Raw genomic sequence first — 13765 nt, forward strand, 5'->3', positions numbered from 1 at the left:
CCCATGCACCCCACCGCCCCGCTCGCCCCATCGCGCGCCGGCGTGGTCTAGGCCTTCCCGTTTCGTACTCATAGCGGGATTTGGGAGCGCTCTCTTTCCCGAGTGGAGTACGAAACGGATCTGGCGTGCCCGGTGAACGTTGAGTGGGCGCGAGCGTGGAGTGGGCGCACAGGCGCGGGCGTGGAGGTGGAGCGGGCCGCACGTGGGTGTGGGCGCGCGATGCGGCCGGGTGCGTGGGGCGCGGTGGACTCACGAGATGTGATGGGCTCCCGGAGTGCGGCGATTCGCGACGAGGCTTCTCGTTGCGCGCCAGCGAGTTCCGCGGTCTTCAAGACCCGCTCACCCCTGCGCGAGCAGTCTCCAACCACTCCAAACCCTCGCGCCCCAAGGGTTTGGGGTGGTTGATGACCACGGCGACCGGGGTTCGGTGGTCTTGAAGCCTGCCCAACCTCGGCGGTCGGCGAACGTGGCGGTGCGCGCAGAACCGCCTGGGCCGGGCTCAGCGACCTGGCGACCGCCCACGTCCGCCACGCCGCTTTTCGCGTTTTGGCAACAACTTGTGCGGGAGAGCGCTCCTGAATCGCATCGCGTTGCCAAAACGCTTGGAGCGGCGCGGGGCTAGGGGCGGTGCATGGGGACGTGGGGGATGCCGTCGTCGTCCATGAACTCGTCGCCGACCACCCGGTAGCCGAGCGAGGTGTAGAAACCGGCGACCTGGGTCTGGGCGTCGAGCACGGAGGGCTGGTCGCCGATCTCGGTGAGCGCGGCCTCCATCAGCTCGCGCGACAGGCCCTGCCCTCGCGCGGGCGCGGCGGTCACGACACGGCCGATGCGCGCGGTGCCGTCCGGCTCGTCGAGCACGCGAACGTAGGCGAGCACTCCGTCGGGCGCCTCGCTCCACAGGTGCACGGTCGACGGCGTGAGGTCGCGGCCGTCGAGCTCCGGGTAGGCGGCTTTCTGCTCGACCACGAACACGTCCACCCGCAGTCGCAGGATTCGGTAGAGCTCCTCCGCGCTGAGCTCGTTGCCGGTCGCCCTGCGCTGGGTCCTCTCGGTCTTCGTCACGCGCACGTGCGTACCAGAGCCGGGCTGGAAGAACCAGTGTGACGTCCGGGTGACGTGGTGGAAACCACGGCGAACGCGTCAAGATTCCGCAAAATCTTCTGCTAACGTCGTCGCGGGCGAGAAATTTGCCTGCCGACCACGGGTGTTGGCATCCAGGAATCCGCCAAGAGGGGGTGCGCCATGTCCGCCATCGACACCAGCCAGCTTCCGGTCTTCGTCATAGCCAGCGTGATCTTCGTGATCACCCCCGGGGTCGACGTCTTCCTCCTGCTGCGCACCTCGATGCGCACGGGGACGCGGGCGGGCCTGCTCACCCTCGCCGGAATCCACTCCGCGAGCCTGGTGCACGTGGCGCTCGTGGTCTCCGGCCTCGGCGTGGTGCTCGCCAGCAACCCGGGCGTGCTCACGGCGCTGCGCTGGCTCGGCGCGGCCTACCTGACCTACCTGGCTTTCGGCATCGCCAGGGACGTGTGGCGCTCGCGCGGCGGCCGGGTCACCGACGGGGAGACCGCGCGCGGCACCGACCGGCCGTTCCGGCGCGGCTTCGTCTGCAACATCACCAACCCGAAGATGCTGCTGTTCTGCCTGGCGTTCCTGCCGCAGTTCATGGGCGCGGCGACCAGCCCGGTGCTCCAGCTCGGCCTGCTGGGCGTGGTGTTCCTCGTGCTGGCGGCGGCGTGGGAGACCGGGATCGTGCTCACCGCGGCGCGCGTCTCCGGCAAGCTCCAGCGCCCGGCGGTGCTGACCACGCTCGACGTGGTCTCGGCGACGGCCTTCCTGACCATGTCGGTCGGCCTGGTCGTCTGAACAAGCGAAGAGGCGAGGGCGGTTGCAGGGACCGTCCTCGCCTCTTCTTCTTGCTGTGAAACGAAATTACGAGTTGATCTGAGCGGTCAGCGCGGCGTGGTACGGCGCGACCCTGGCGTAGACGCCGGGGTAGTTCGGCAGCGCGCAGCCGCGCCCCCAGGAGACGACGCCGATCAGCTTGCCACCGGCGACCATCGGGCCACCGGAGTCACCCTGGCAGCTGTCCTTGCCACCGGCCGGGATGCCCGCGCACACCATGGAGGTGTTGCTGTACTGCGGGTACGCGGTCTTGCAGGTGGCGTCGGAGGTCACCGGGACGTCGACCTTGAGCAGGTAGCGCGATGCCGAGCCGCCGGAGCTGGTGGTGCCCCAGCCGAGGACGGTGGAGTTGGTGCCGGCCGCGTAGAGCGCGGTGTCCTGCGGGGTGGCGAGCGGGAGCACGGCGGAGTTGACCCGGCTGGCCAGCGTCAGCACGGCGACGTCGTAACCGGCGGTCGCGGTGGTGTAGCTGGGGTGCACCCACACCTTGGAGACGTTGGTGACGGTGCCCGCGGTGCTCTGCTTGTCCTCGCGGCCGGAGACCACGCGGACGGCGGAGGCGGCAGTGCCCTTCACGCAGTGCGCGGCGGTGACGACCTTGGTCGGCGAGACCAGGGTGCCGCCGCAGAACTGGAAGCCGGAGGTGTTGGTCAGGAAGACCGTCCACGGGTACTGGCTGATGCTGGCCCGCGTGCCGCCCACGATCTGGGTCTGCGGGTCTCCGCTGTCGGCCGCGACGGCCGACGGGACGAACGAAAGCCCGATCGCCGACACGGCAACGGCCGCTCCGGCGAACCTAACCAGGCGACGCAGGGTTCCCGCCATGGTCGTGCTCCTCTCGCATGCCCCAGGCCCTCACCGGGGGTGAACACAATGCAAGCGCTCGGTCACGGAGTGGCACAACGGCCGTTAGATGTAGGCTGAACAGCTCAGCACTTGGGAAATGTTTCACCAAAATGACCTGGAGCAGCGGATTCGTCGGCGAAGTGCACGTTCTGCCGAACAAACCCCGGAACGGCGTCCGGCCCGGCGCACCCCCACTGGGAAGGGTGCGCCGGGCCGGAGCCGCAGGGTTACCAGGGAAGCCGATCAGGACTTGATCTGCTCCTGGAGCACGTCGTTGTAGGAGGAGACGCGGGCGTAGACGCCGGGCTTCTTCGGCGCGGCGCAGCCCTCGCCCCAGGAGACGACGCCGATCAGCTTGCCGCCACCGATCAGCGGGCCGCCGGAGTCACCCTGGCAGCTGTCCTTGCCGCCCTCGGGAACACCAGCGCACACCATGGAGGTGTTGCTGTACTGGGAGTACGCGGTCTTGCAGGTCTCGTCCGAGGTGACCGGGACGTCGACCTTCAGCAGGTAGCGCGATGCCGAGCCGCCGGAGCTGGTGGTGCCCCAGCCGAGCACGGTGGAGGTCGCACCCTCCTTGTAGAGGGCCGCGTCCGCGGAGGTGGCCAGCGGGGCGGCGGCCTGGGTCAGGTTCGAGCCCAGGGTCAGCACCGCCACGTCGTAACCCGCGGTCGCCGTCGTGTACTGCGGGTGCACCCAGACCTTGGTCACGGTGGCGGTGGTGCCGTCCGTGGCCTGCTTGTCCTCGCGGCCCGCGACCACCTTGATGCTGTCGGCGGTCTTGCCCTTCACGCAGTGCGCGGCGGTGACGATCTTGTTCGCGGCCGCGATGGTGCCGCCGCAGAACTGGAAGTTCGAGTTGTTGGTCAGGAAGACCGTGTACGGGTGGTCGGCGATCTTCGCGCGCTCACCACCGACGATCTTCTGCTCCGGCGGGGTTGCCGCAGCGGCCACGGACAGCGAGGTGATCCCACAGGTGGCCACCGCGAGCGCGACCCCGACGGTTCTGGCCAGACGGTGCAGGGTAGCCGCCATCTTTGCCTCCCAATCGCGCATCTCAGCAGTTGTTCCCCGGATGGGTGACCTCCGGGGCTACACAGAGCAAACGCTTGGTGAGATCAAGAAACAACGGCTGTTCGAATTAGTCTATTCAGCCCAGTCGGATGGACCACGCGCGCAAAGCCGCACTGGTCCATTGGGGATCATGATTCAGAGCTGGGCACGCACCGTGTCCAAGTAGTTGGTCAGCCGGACGTAGACACCCGGCTTGCCGGCCCTCGCGCAGCCGTCTCCCCACGAGGTCACGCCGACCACGACACCGCGCACGAGCAGCGGCCCGCCGGAGTCGCCCTGGCAGCTGTCGATCTGGCCGCCGTCGTAGCCCGCGCAGAACATCTTCTTCGGGTTGTACGAGCGGTAGGAGCGCGAGCAGGTCGCGTCCTCCATCACCGGCACGGTCGCCGACATGAGGTAGCGCGAGGTCGACCCGGTCTCGCTGGTGGCGCCCCAGCCCGCGACGACGGCCTCGGTCCCCGGCGCGTAGCTGGCGCGCTCGCCCTGGGAGACCAGGGTCGCGGTCGGCGCCAGGATCGGCGTCTCCAGGGTGAGAACGCCCAGGTCATCGCCCTCGAAGACGCTGCGGTAGGACGGGTGCTGCCAGGACTTCGAGCCGCGCGAGGCCTGCCCGGCGCGGCTTTCGGTGTCCTCCCTGCCCGAGATGACGGTGATCCCCGCCGCGGAGCGCTGGTCCACGCAGTGCGCGGCCGTCAGCACCTTCGTCGGGGTGAGCAGGGCGCCGCCGCAGTAGACGGAACCAAGCCGGTCGACGAGGTAGACCAGCCCGGGGAACTGGCCCACCGCGGCGCGCTGCCCGCCGACGACGAACGGCTCGGCGTGCACCTCCTCGACGGGCTCGTTCGCGGCGGCGAAGCCGACCACGACGGTGGGCACGAGTGCGGCGAGCGAGACGGCGGCAAGGGCGATCCCCAGCACTCGCCTGCGGGAACGGGTCGCTGCGGGCGGGGTCGACATGCGCGATCTCCTTGTCCATTTTCCGGCGTCCCAAACCACCGGATTCTTCAACGAGGTCCACTCGACTAGTCGGCGTACCGGCCACTGATCTAAATGGACGGCGTCGAACGGCGGGGCATCGGGGTGCCTCAAAGATCGTTTGCGCCGTTCGTGGGAAGCTTGCGCGGTGGCCGTTTTTTCACAGCGTCTTTCACAGAACACGCTGACGCTGGTGTGCGCAGCGGCCCTCGTCGTGGGCTGCTCAGCCCCTACCGCACCGCCTCCCACCAGCGCGTCCGCGCCGACGACGACCACCACGACCACCACCACGCCAACGACCGCCGCGCCGACGACGACGGTGGCGCCGATGGCCCCGAAGCCGTTGTGGCGCGTGGGCGCGCGGCCGTTGCCCAAGCGCCCGGACGGTTTCGGCGCGGTCCTGCCCACTCCGCAGGAGCTCGTCAACCGCGCGTTGCCGACCACGGACGTGCTGCCCCCGCCCAGGGAGAACCGCTTCGTCTCGACGGTGAGCGCTGTCCCAGCCGACGTGCTGGCGCGCAGCACGTGGCAGCAGGGGTGCCCCGTGCGCAAGGAGGACCTGCGCTACCTGACGCTGTCCTTCTGGGGCTTCGACGGCCGCCAGCACACCGGCGAGCTGCTGGTGAACGCGAGCGCGGCGGAGGCGATGGTCACGGTCTTCGGCAAGCTCTGGGCGGCGAAGTTCCCGTTGGAGGAGATGCGGATCTCCGCGCGCGCGGACCTCGATCGCGCTCCGACCGGCGACGGCAACAACACCTCGGCCTTCGTGTGCCGCCCAGCGCGCGGGCTGACCACGTGGTCCTCGCACGCGCTGGGCATCGCCGTGGACATCAACCCGTTCTGCAACCCGTACCTGCGCGGCGACCTCGTGCTGCCGGAGTTGGCGGGCGCCTACGTCAACCGAACGCGCCGCTCACCCGGAATGGTCTTCTCAGGAGACGTGGTCACGCGCGCGTTCTCCTCGGTCGGTTGGACCTGGGGCGGATCGTGGCGCTCGCCGAAGGATCTGATGCACTTTTCGGCCAACGGCAAGTAGATGCCGCGCCCCGTCGCGGCTACGGTCGCGCGCATGCGGGGAAATCTAGCTCGGATCGGCGTCGCGGCCGTGCTCGCCACGGCACTCACCACCGGTGTCGCGAGCGCGGGCCAGCCAACGCTTGATCCTGTTGCACTGCAAGCAAGCCTGACGAAGCTGCACGAGGCGGGGATGCCCGCTGTCTACGCCGCCGTGCGCGACGGCAAGCAGCGCTGGCAGGGCGCGGCCGGAGTGTCCGATGTGGACGCGGATGTGAAGGTGCCCGCGCGTGCGACCTTCGAGCACCGCATCGGCAGCGTCACCAAGCCGATGATCGCCACCGCGGTGCTCCAGCTGGTGGCAGCGAAGAAGATCGTGCTCGACGCGCCGATCGGCGACTACCTGTCGGAGAACGTGCCGGGCGAGCTGGGCCGCCGGGTGAGCGTGCGCATGCTGCTCAACCACACCAGCGGTATCGCGGACTTCGTCGCGGCGCTCTTCCCGAAGCCGGAGGACATCGAGGCGAACCGGTTGCGCGACTTCGACACCGCCGCGCTCGTGCGCACCGCGCTTCCACTGCCGCCGACCGGCGCGCCAGGCGAGAAGTGGAGCTACTCCAACACCAACTACCTCATCCTCGGCCTGCTGCTGACCAAGGTCACCAAGGCGGACTTCCGCGAGTACGTGGAGCGCCACGTGCTGCGCCCGGCGGGGATGAAGCACACGTACTTCCCGCGCAAGGAAACGACGATTCGCGGGCCGCACGCGAAGGCCTACGAGGAGCTGTACGGAGCCTTCGTGCCGCCCAAGGACTTCAGCGTCTACAAGATGACCTGGGCGGACGCGGCCGGAGAGATCATCGCGCCGATGGCCGACGTGGTGGCCTTCCACAAAGCCTTGCAGGGCGGCGAACTGCTCGCGCCCGCGCAGCTCGCGGAGATGAAGCGCACGGTGCCGATCGTCGCGCCCAACGGCACGAAGGTCGGCGAGTACGGCTTGGGGCTCAACGTCTACGCGCTGCCGTGCGGGCGGATCTGGGGCCACGACGGCGCGGTGTGGGGCATGGGCACGTTCAGCGGCTCGACCGAGGACGGCCGACGCCAGCTCTCCGTCGGGACGAACCTGATGAAGTACCAGCGCGTCGGCTCGGACGGGACGCTCAAACCGCACCCCACGATCGATCCCGCCTACCTCGACGTGATCACGAAGGCCGCCTGCGGCAGCTCGACACCGCGCCCGGCCAGCGCGCTGCGCGTCACTGGCTGACACGAGAAAGGGGGCGCCTCGGGCGCCCCCTTTTCGTTGTGCGGCTCTACTTCCCGTCGCCCGACGGGGGCCGGTCGTCCGGGCCGCCGGTGAACTTGCGCCAGACCTTGCCCGCCGTGCTGGACAGGGTCTCGCCGACCTCGTTGAGGACCTTGGCGAGCGGGTCGGCCGAGCTGGCGATGGCGTCCTTGTAGGACTTCGCCGCCGACTTGACGTCGTCGCGCCAGTTGGTGACGTCGTCGTTCTCCCTGCTGGGGTACTCCCCGGCCAGAATCGCCCGGTACTCCTCGCCCGCCGCCCACTTCTGCAGGTCGGCCGCGCGGACCACCGGCAGCGGGTCGAGGCGGTTGCTCAGGTGCAGCAGCTTGAGCACGCTGTCGCGCACGTCCGGGACCTTGTCGTAGTCCTCGGCCTGCTTGAGGTAGGCCTCGGTGTCGATCTCGTTGACGTCGATGCCGCCGGAGAGCTTGATGTGCGTGCGCAGCGCGACCTCGGGGTCCTGCACGCAGAGCAGGCCCGCGCGGTCGGCGGAGAGCTGCGCGCGGCGGTACCAGTCCTGCAGCGCGATGATGATCGCCCGCATCCCCCAGTAGCCGATCGGCATCCACGCGATGCCGGTGACCATGGAGATCAGCCTGCGCAGCACCGTGTAGTAGACGGCGTGCCCGGAGAGGGCGTGGCCCATCTCGTGGCCGATGACGAAGCGCAGCTCGTCCTCGTCGAGCAGTTCGATCAGGCCCGTGGTGATCACGATGAACGGCTCGTCCATGCCGATCGTCATCGCGTTGGCGTGCGGGTCCCGCGCGACGAAGACCTCCGGCGCGGGGTTGATGTCCAGCACCGCGGCGCACTCCACCCGCAGGCGGTGCACCGTCGGGTACTGGGTCTCGGTGACCCGGATCGAGGACGCCAGCGAGAGCAGGCGCTCGCTGCGCTCCCCGAGGGCACCCGAGATGGCCTTCAGCACCGCGGGGAATCCCGGGACGGCGCGCGCGGTCGCCAGCGCGCCGCGGTCCGCCGGGTGCTCGTACGCGCGCGGGCTGATGTTCGGAAACCGAACCCGGCCGGTCGCGGCGGGCGGTTGAGGCGGTTGGTTCACAGAATCTCCCCGATCCTTGGTGTGCGACCGAGGCTAGCCCGACCGGGCGGAGCGCGAGATCGGTGAGAACCCTGATTCCACCCCCGAAACCGGCCGTGACCAGCTCCGGGGGCGTCGGCCCCACCCCCTGTCAGAGGCCGACACCCCCGTTGACTCCCCCGACCCCACGTGCAATCTTGACCAGATTCCGTTTTCAGTCAAGCAGTCAAACAGCCGTCATGAGGTGACCAGCCCGTGCCAGAACGCGCCGCCAGGGCGGAACGAGTCCTGGACGCGGCGGCCGAGCTGCTGCTGCGCTGGGGCTACCGCAGGACCACCGTCGACGACATCGCCAAGCGCGCCGGGATCGGCAAGGGCACCGTCTACCTGCACTGGCGCACCCGTGACGACCTCTTCCAGGCCGTGCTCGTTCGCGAGTCCGCCCGCTACCTGCGCAAGCTACTGGTGGAGATCGCCGCCGACCCCGCCGCCGTGCTGCCGAACCGGATGGTGCGCATCGGCTACCTGGCGGTCATGAGCAGCCCCCTGATGCGCGCGATGCTCGTCGCCGACGAGGAGGTCCTCGGCTCGCTGGTCAGCCGCGACGGCAGCACGGTGCCGACGGCGGTGCTGATGCTGGAGCGCGAGGGCTACGACGCCGCGATCGCGAACGGACGCCTGCTTCGGGGTGATCTCAGCCCGGAACTGGAGATCCAGGGGCTCACATGCACGATCATGGGGTTCTATCTGATCGACACGGCGCTGCCCGGTGGCTCCGGCATGGGGCTGGAGACCACCGCGGACGTGCTGGCGCACATCGTGCGCAACGCGTTCGAGACCAGGGACACGCCGTCCGAGGAGGAACTGACGAGGATCGCCGGGGACGTGACCGCCTTCTACGAGCGGACCCACGCGCGCTGCGTGGACTTCGTGCGCGGGGCGGCGGCGCGGAACTGAGGCGGCAGGGCCCGAAGGGGTGAGCTTCGTGGTGGAGGCGCTGGGAGCACGGCCGACGACGGCTGAGGGGGACCGGCACCGCGCGCTGCGCGGATCGGAGCCCGTCGCGCGGGACGCCGACTCCGGGACCTGGCTGGTCTACCGCTACGAGGACGCCGCGCGGGTGCTCACCGACCACGCCGCGTTCACCTCCGAGTACGCCTCCTCCAGCGCGCTCGTCGCCAGGCTGCTCTCCGGCCGCGATCCGGTGGTGATCACCTCGGCGATGCACCGCGAGCTGCGGCGCACGGTCAGCCGCAGGTTCACGCCGGGCGTGGTGGCGGCGCTGGGTTCCAGGGTGCTGACGCTGACCACCGAACTGCTCGACCGCGTCGCCGGGGACGAGCGGATCGACCTCGCCACCGACCTCGCCTTCCCGCTGCCGGTGCGGGTGATCGCGGAACTGCTTGGTGTTCCGCAGCAGGACCTCGACTCCGTGCTGCTGTGGGTGGACGCGTTGTGCGGCAACCCTCCTCAGCCCTCGGTCGTGCCCGCTCAGCGCCGGGTCTCCGCCTGCGACGCGCGCTCCGAACTGCTGGCCTACCTGTACGCGCACGTTGCCTCCTACCGCAGGGCGACGCACGCCGACCTCACCGCGGAGTTCTTGGGCACCGAGATCGACGGCCAGCTGCCCGACGACGACCAGGCGGTCGCGCTGCTGGGTCTGCTGCTGCTCTCCGGGCACCTCACCACGACCAGCCTGTTGGCTTCCGTCGTGCTCTGCCTCGACGAGTTCGGCGAGGTCGGTGAAGAGGTGCGCGCCCGGCCCGACCTGCTCGCGCCGACGATCGAGGAAGTGCTGCGCTACAGCCCGCCGGTCTCCCGCGTGACGCGCAGGGCGAAGCTCGACGTGGACCTCAGCGGGCGGCGGATCGCGGCCGGCGAGCAGGTCGCGGTCGTCATGGACTCCGTGACCCAGGACGAGCACCGGTTCCCCGCCCCGGAGCGCTTCGACATCCACCGCAGGACCACCTCGCGGCTGTCCACCGGCTACGGTCTGCCGTTCGGACCGGGCTCGCCCGTCGCGCGGTTGCAGACCCGGATGGCGCTGGAGCTTCTGCTGTGGCGCTACTGCGAGATCTCCGTCGACCGCGACGCGCTGCGCTCCCAGGTCATCGGGTGGATCACCGTGCCGACCTCGATGCCGCTGTGGGTGCGGTCGAAACGCGCCGTGCACAACGCTGAGGTGCCACCGCAGGGCGGTCAGGGGTCACACTTGTCCCGTGGACGTCGACATTCTCGGTGAGCCCTATCGGGTTCGTACGCTGCCCCTCGCCCGCACCCAGGACGGCGACGAGGTCGTCGCGACCCTGGTGCGGCTCCCGGCTGATTCGCCGGGCAAGGGCGCGGTCCTGTACGTCCACGGCTGGTGCGACTACTTCTTCCAGGACCACGTCGCCCGGCACTTCGCCGCCCAGGGCTACGACTTCTACGCGCTGGACCTGCGGCGCTACGGGCGGTCGATCCGCCCCGACCAGCTGCCGACGTACACCGCGGACCTCACCGAGTACTTCGAGGAGATCGACGCCTCGATCGAGGTGATCCGCTCCGAGCACGGACACCGGCGCGTGGTGCTGCTCGCGCACTCCACCGGCGGGCTCATCGCGCCGCTGTGGGCGCACGAGAACCGGGCGTCGGACCTGGTCGACGCCTTGGTGCTGAACAGCCCGTGGCTGGACCTCGCGGAACCGTGGCTCACCCGCACGGTCGGCACGGCGGTGAACAACGTGGTCGGCCGCTTCGCCCCGCGCCTGGTCGTGAAGCCCGGTCTCGCGCCGACCTACGGGCACAGCCTCAGCTCCACCCACAACGGCGAGTGGACCTACGACAACGCCTGGAAGCCCTCCGAGCACTTCCCGGTGCGCGCGGGCTGGCTGCGCGCGGTCCGGCTCGGTCACGCGCAGGTGCACCGAGGGCTGGACATCCGCGTCCCGGTGCTCGTCGAGCACTCCTCGCGCAGCCTGCTGCACCGCAAGAAGTGGGAGCCCGCGGCGATGACCGCCGACACCGTGCTCGACGTGGAGCAGATCGCGCGCTGGGCGCCCAAGCTCGGCCGCGACGTCACGACCGTGCCGATCGAGGACGGCATGCACGACCTCTTCCTCTCGGCTGAGCCGGTGCGGAACAAGGCGCTCGCGGAGATCGACTCCTGGCTGGCGCAGCGGCTGTCCCCCTGAGGACGATCCTGGTGGATCGGGGTCGGATTCCGGGCAGACCCCGAGGTGTGGATGGCGTGGAATGGGCAACCTGAAGTGGAGGGGCAATAGATCTTCAGAGATCCCGGCCCCGCCGCGAGGCCCAGGAGGTAACGCAAATGTCCGCTCCGTACCGCACCCACCGACTCACCCGTTCCCGCGACAGCGTGTTCTTCGGCGTCGCTGGCGGCATCGCGGAGCGCTTCGGCTGGCGCCCCGGCGCCGTGCGCCTCGGCTTCGTGGTGTCCTGCGTGCTCCCGGGCCCGCAGGTGCTGTTGTACCTGGCACTGGCCCTGGTACTGCCCAAGCCGGACCACTGACGCGAATTATTTACCCGCCATTTCGGACAATCACCGCAATCCCGCCGAACTCGCGTTTCCTTTCACGAGAGCCGGATTATTCTGTTGCCCTGGAAACGGGTGGCAGGAGTCCGACATGGCTGGAGCATCGGTGCGACGGGCGGCTTCCCACGGAATCGACGCCCCGGTCGTCCTGCTGGGTTTCGGCTTCGGAGTGCTCACCTGCCTGCTGACGACGACCATCACCGACGGCCCGGTTCCCCTCGTGGGTGCCGGGCTGTTGGCGTTGTGCGCGCTGGTGCACCTGCACACCACGCTGCGCGGCAAGTTCGCCGTCTGGGAGGAACTGCTCGACGAGCTCCGGTTGCGCGGTGACGAGGACGTGCTGGACCTCGGGTGCGGCCGGGGCTCCGTGCTGCTCGCCGCGGCGAGGCGGCTGGAGGCAGGGGGAACCGCCGTGGGCGTCGACCCCTGGCGCAGCCTGGACCAGGCGGGCCACGACATCGACACCACCAAGGAGAACGCCCTCGCGGAGGGCGTCGCCGACCGCGTCCAGCTGCGCACCGGCGAGCTGACCGGGCTGCCGCTGCTCGACGACTCCTTCGACCTCGTGCTGAGCGGCGTCGCGATCACCGCCCTCGCCGGGGCCGACGCGCGGGCGCTGGCGATCCGCGAGGCGGTCCGCGTGCTGCGCCCCGGCGGGCGGATCGTGCTCGCCGAGGTCGGGCACGCGCGCCAGTGCGCCGCCGCGCTCACCGAACTGGGGATGGCGGAGGTGCGCGGGCGCGGTCTCGGCTGGCGGATGTGGTGGAGCGGCCCCTGGGCGCCGACCACGCTGGTCACCGCGCGAAAGCCCTGAAAACCTCCCGTTCAGGTGATAACGGGGCAATCACGGGCGTACCCACACCGCCTGATTCGGGTCATACGTCGGGGTGGCGCATCAGTCGCTCTCAGTTCACACGATTCCGGGAAACGGGTGAAACAGCGAATTGGGGCTGCCGATATCCGGAATCGGGTGTTGCACTGGTGACGGGCCCACCACTCACAGAATTCGCCTTAGTCGAGGGGAAGCAACACCCATGCGAACCATCACGAAGCGCGTACTGACCCTGGCCGCGACGACGGCCCTCTCCGCCGGCATCGCACTCGGCGGCCTCCCGGCCTCCGCAGCACCGGCGGCCCCCTCGGGTCCCTCGATGTCCACGCAGGTGGACGCGCAGGAGAACGGCGAAGGCGAGGTCGAGTCGGTCGCGGAGGGCTACGCGACGGTCAAGCTCAAGACCGGAGTGCGGGTGAAGCTGCGCCTGGCCGCTTGCATCGTCATCGGCGGCCCGCTCGTCGAGGGCGTGTCGGTGCGCCTCGGCGTCAACCTCCTCGGCATCAGAATCCTGGTGGTGTTGTAGCGCCATCGACGATCCCCGAAGGGGGCGGCCGGTTCTCCGGTCGCCCCCTTCGTTGTGCCGCCGTGTCCGCGTCGAGACAACGACCGCACTCAGCGAAGGCGAAAAGTTTTCTAACGATTTGCGCGATTCCCACGTCGTGCTGGCGCGGGTAATCCGACCGGGCACATCGCGTGTCACGCTCCGAATTGTCGCCTCCCGTTTCGAGTGAATCGCTCTCCGCCCACTTCCCATCTGTCGAGCGAGGAGTTGACTGAAGGTCAGTTAGGCATTCACCGGGAGGGGTGCGATTCCATGCGTACTTTCACCAAGCGGGCCCTCGGCGCCGTCGTGGCCACCGCGGTCGGCACGGCCCTGCTGCTCGGCGCGGCTCCGGCGGCGTCGGCGGGCACGACCCACGCCAAGGCCGGGGCGGCGGTCCAGGCCGCGGCCAAGGTCGAGGGCTCCGTCACGGCGGTCGCGGGCGGCTACGTGACGATCAAGCCTAAGGTCGGCGCGGCCGTCAAGGTGCGGCTGGCGGGCTGCGTCGTGATCGGCAAGATCCGGGTCGGCGTGCACGTGCGGCTGAGCGTCAACCTGCTCGGCATCCGCGTGCTGGTCGTCCTCTAGCGCTCTCCCGACGGGCGGCCGGCGCCACCGGCCGCCCGTCTCACACGTCCGGGTGGAGCACTCGGAAATCATGATCATGTTTCGCGATACTGGGCGGGAGG

Annotated in this window: 15 protein-coding genes; 10 read left to right on the forward strand and 5 right to left on the reverse strand. The window is 69.6% G+C overall.

Annotated features, from left to right (window positions below; translation table 11 throughout):
- Nucleotides 1-618 precede the first annotated feature (618 nt).
- Nucleotides 619-1065 (reverse strand): GNAT family N-acetyltransferase, encoded by a 447-nt coding sequence (locus CCN37_RS10770; RefSeq protein WP_086820597.1) that lies wholly within the window; start codon nucleotides 1063-1065, stop codon nucleotides 619-621.
- Nucleotides 1066-1245: 180 nt separating this feature from the next.
- On the opposite strand from CCN37_RS10770, the gene CCN37_RS10775 reads away from it, so the two are divergent.
- A complete protein-coding gene (locus CCN37_RS10775) occupies nucleotides 1246-1872 on the forward strand; it encodes a LysE family translocator (RefSeq protein ID WP_086820584.1) in 627 nt (208 codons plus the stop codon).
- A gap of 66 nt (nucleotides 1873-1938) precedes the next feature.
- Here the strand turns inward: CCN37_RS10775 and CCN37_RS10780 are convergent, their stop codons facing one another.
- The 3 genes from CCN37_RS10780 to CCN37_RS10790 all read right to left on the reverse strand — a co-directional run bounded on the left by CCN37_RS10780 (nucleotide 1939) and on the right by CCN37_RS10790 (nucleotide 4788).
- Nucleotides 1939-2736, reverse strand: a complete 798-nt coding sequence (locus tag CCN37_RS10780) for a trypsin-like serine protease (RefSeq protein WP_086820585.1) — start codon at nucleotides 2734-2736, stop codon at nucleotides 1939-1941.
- A gap of 264 nt (nucleotides 2737-3000) precedes the next feature.
- Nucleotides 3001-3792: a trypsin-like serine protease gene (locus CCN37_RS10785; RefSeq protein ID WP_086820586.1), complete on the reverse strand. Its 792-nt coding sequence runs from the start codon at nucleotides 3790-3792 to the stop codon at nucleotides 3001-3003.
- Nucleotides 3793-3966: 174 nt separating this feature from the next.
- Nucleotides 3967-4788 (reverse strand): trypsin-like serine protease, encoded by an 822-nt coding sequence (locus CCN37_RS10790; protein WP_086820587.1) that lies wholly within the window; start codon nucleotides 4786-4788, stop codon nucleotides 3967-3969.
- A 211-nt stretch (nucleotides 4789-4999) separates the two neighbouring features.
- On the opposite strand from CCN37_RS10790, the gene CCN37_RS10795 reads away from it, so the two are divergent.
- Nucleotides 5000-5842, forward strand: coding sequence for a M15 family metallopeptidase (locus CCN37_RS10795; protein WP_371503957.1), 843 nt, complete (start codon nucleotides 5000-5002; stop codon nucleotides 5840-5842).
- Nucleotides 5843-5875: 33 nt separating this feature from the next.
- Complete coding sequence (locus CCN37_RS10800) at nucleotides 5876-7087, forward strand: serine hydrolase (RefSeq protein WP_168200617.1); 1212 nt, start codon at nucleotides 5876-5878, stop codon at nucleotides 7085-7087.
- Between the two features lie 46 nt (nucleotides 7088-7133).
- Here the strand turns inward: CCN37_RS10800 and CCN37_RS10805 are convergent, their stop codons facing one another.
- Complete coding sequence (locus tag CCN37_RS10805; protein WP_086820589.1) at nucleotides 7134-8186, reverse strand: M48 family metallopeptidase; 1053 nt, start codon at nucleotides 8184-8186, stop codon at nucleotides 7134-7136.
- 234 nt (nucleotides 8187-8420) lie between these two features.
- On the opposite strand from CCN37_RS10805, the gene CCN37_RS10810 reads away from it, so the two are divergent.
- From CCN37_RS10810 to CCN37_RS10840, 7 genes are all read left to right on the forward strand, one after another.
- Nucleotides 8421-9122, forward strand: a complete 702-nt coding sequence (locus CCN37_RS10810) for a TetR/AcrR family transcriptional regulator (RefSeq protein WP_086820590.1) — start codon at nucleotides 8421-8423, stop codon at nucleotides 9120-9122.
- Between the two features lie 28 nt (nucleotides 9123-9150).
- Nucleotides 9151-10407 carry a cytochrome P450 gene (locus CCN37_RS10815; protein WP_143261548.1) on the forward strand — a complete coding sequence of 419 codons (1257 nt, stop codon included), beginning with the start codon at nucleotides 9151-9153 and terminating at the stop codon, nucleotides 10405-10407.
- Nucleotides 10385-11338 carry an alpha/beta hydrolase gene (locus tag CCN37_RS10820; RefSeq protein ID WP_086820592.1) on the forward strand — a complete coding sequence of 318 codons (954 nt, stop codon included), beginning with the start codon at nucleotides 10385-10387 and terminating at the stop codon, nucleotides 11336-11338. The genes CCN37_RS10815 and CCN37_RS10820 overlap by 23 nt, the downstream gene beginning before the upstream one ends.
- A 137-nt stretch (nucleotides 11339-11475) precedes the next feature.
- A complete protein-coding gene (locus tag CCN37_RS10825; RefSeq protein ID WP_086820593.1) occupies nucleotides 11476-11676 on the forward strand; it encodes a PspC domain-containing protein in 201 nt (66 codons plus the stop codon).
- 115 nt (nucleotides 11677-11791) lie between these two features.
- Nucleotides 11792-12514 (forward strand): class I SAM-dependent methyltransferase, encoded by a 723-nt coding sequence (locus CCN37_RS10830; RefSeq protein ID WP_086820594.1) that lies wholly within the window; start codon nucleotides 11792-11794, stop codon nucleotides 12512-12514.
- Nucleotides 12515-12734: 220 nt separating this feature from the next.
- Entirely contained in the window at nucleotides 12735-13058 is a 324-nt protein-coding gene (locus CCN37_RS10835) for a hypothetical protein (RefSeq protein WP_086820595.1), read from the forward strand.
- 291 nt (nucleotides 13059-13349) lie between these two features.
- Nucleotides 13350-13664 carry a hypothetical protein gene (locus tag CCN37_RS10840; RefSeq protein WP_086820596.1) on the forward strand — a complete coding sequence of 105 codons (315 nt, stop codon included), beginning with the start codon at nucleotides 13350-13352 and terminating at the stop codon, nucleotides 13662-13664.
- The last annotated feature ends 101 nt before the right edge of the window (nucleotides 13665-13765 follow it).

This window comes from Allokutzneria sp. NRRL B-24872, from assembly GCF_002155965.1.
Lineage (GTDB): Bacteria > Actinomycetota > Actinomycetes > Mycobacteriales > Pseudonocardiaceae > Allokutzneria.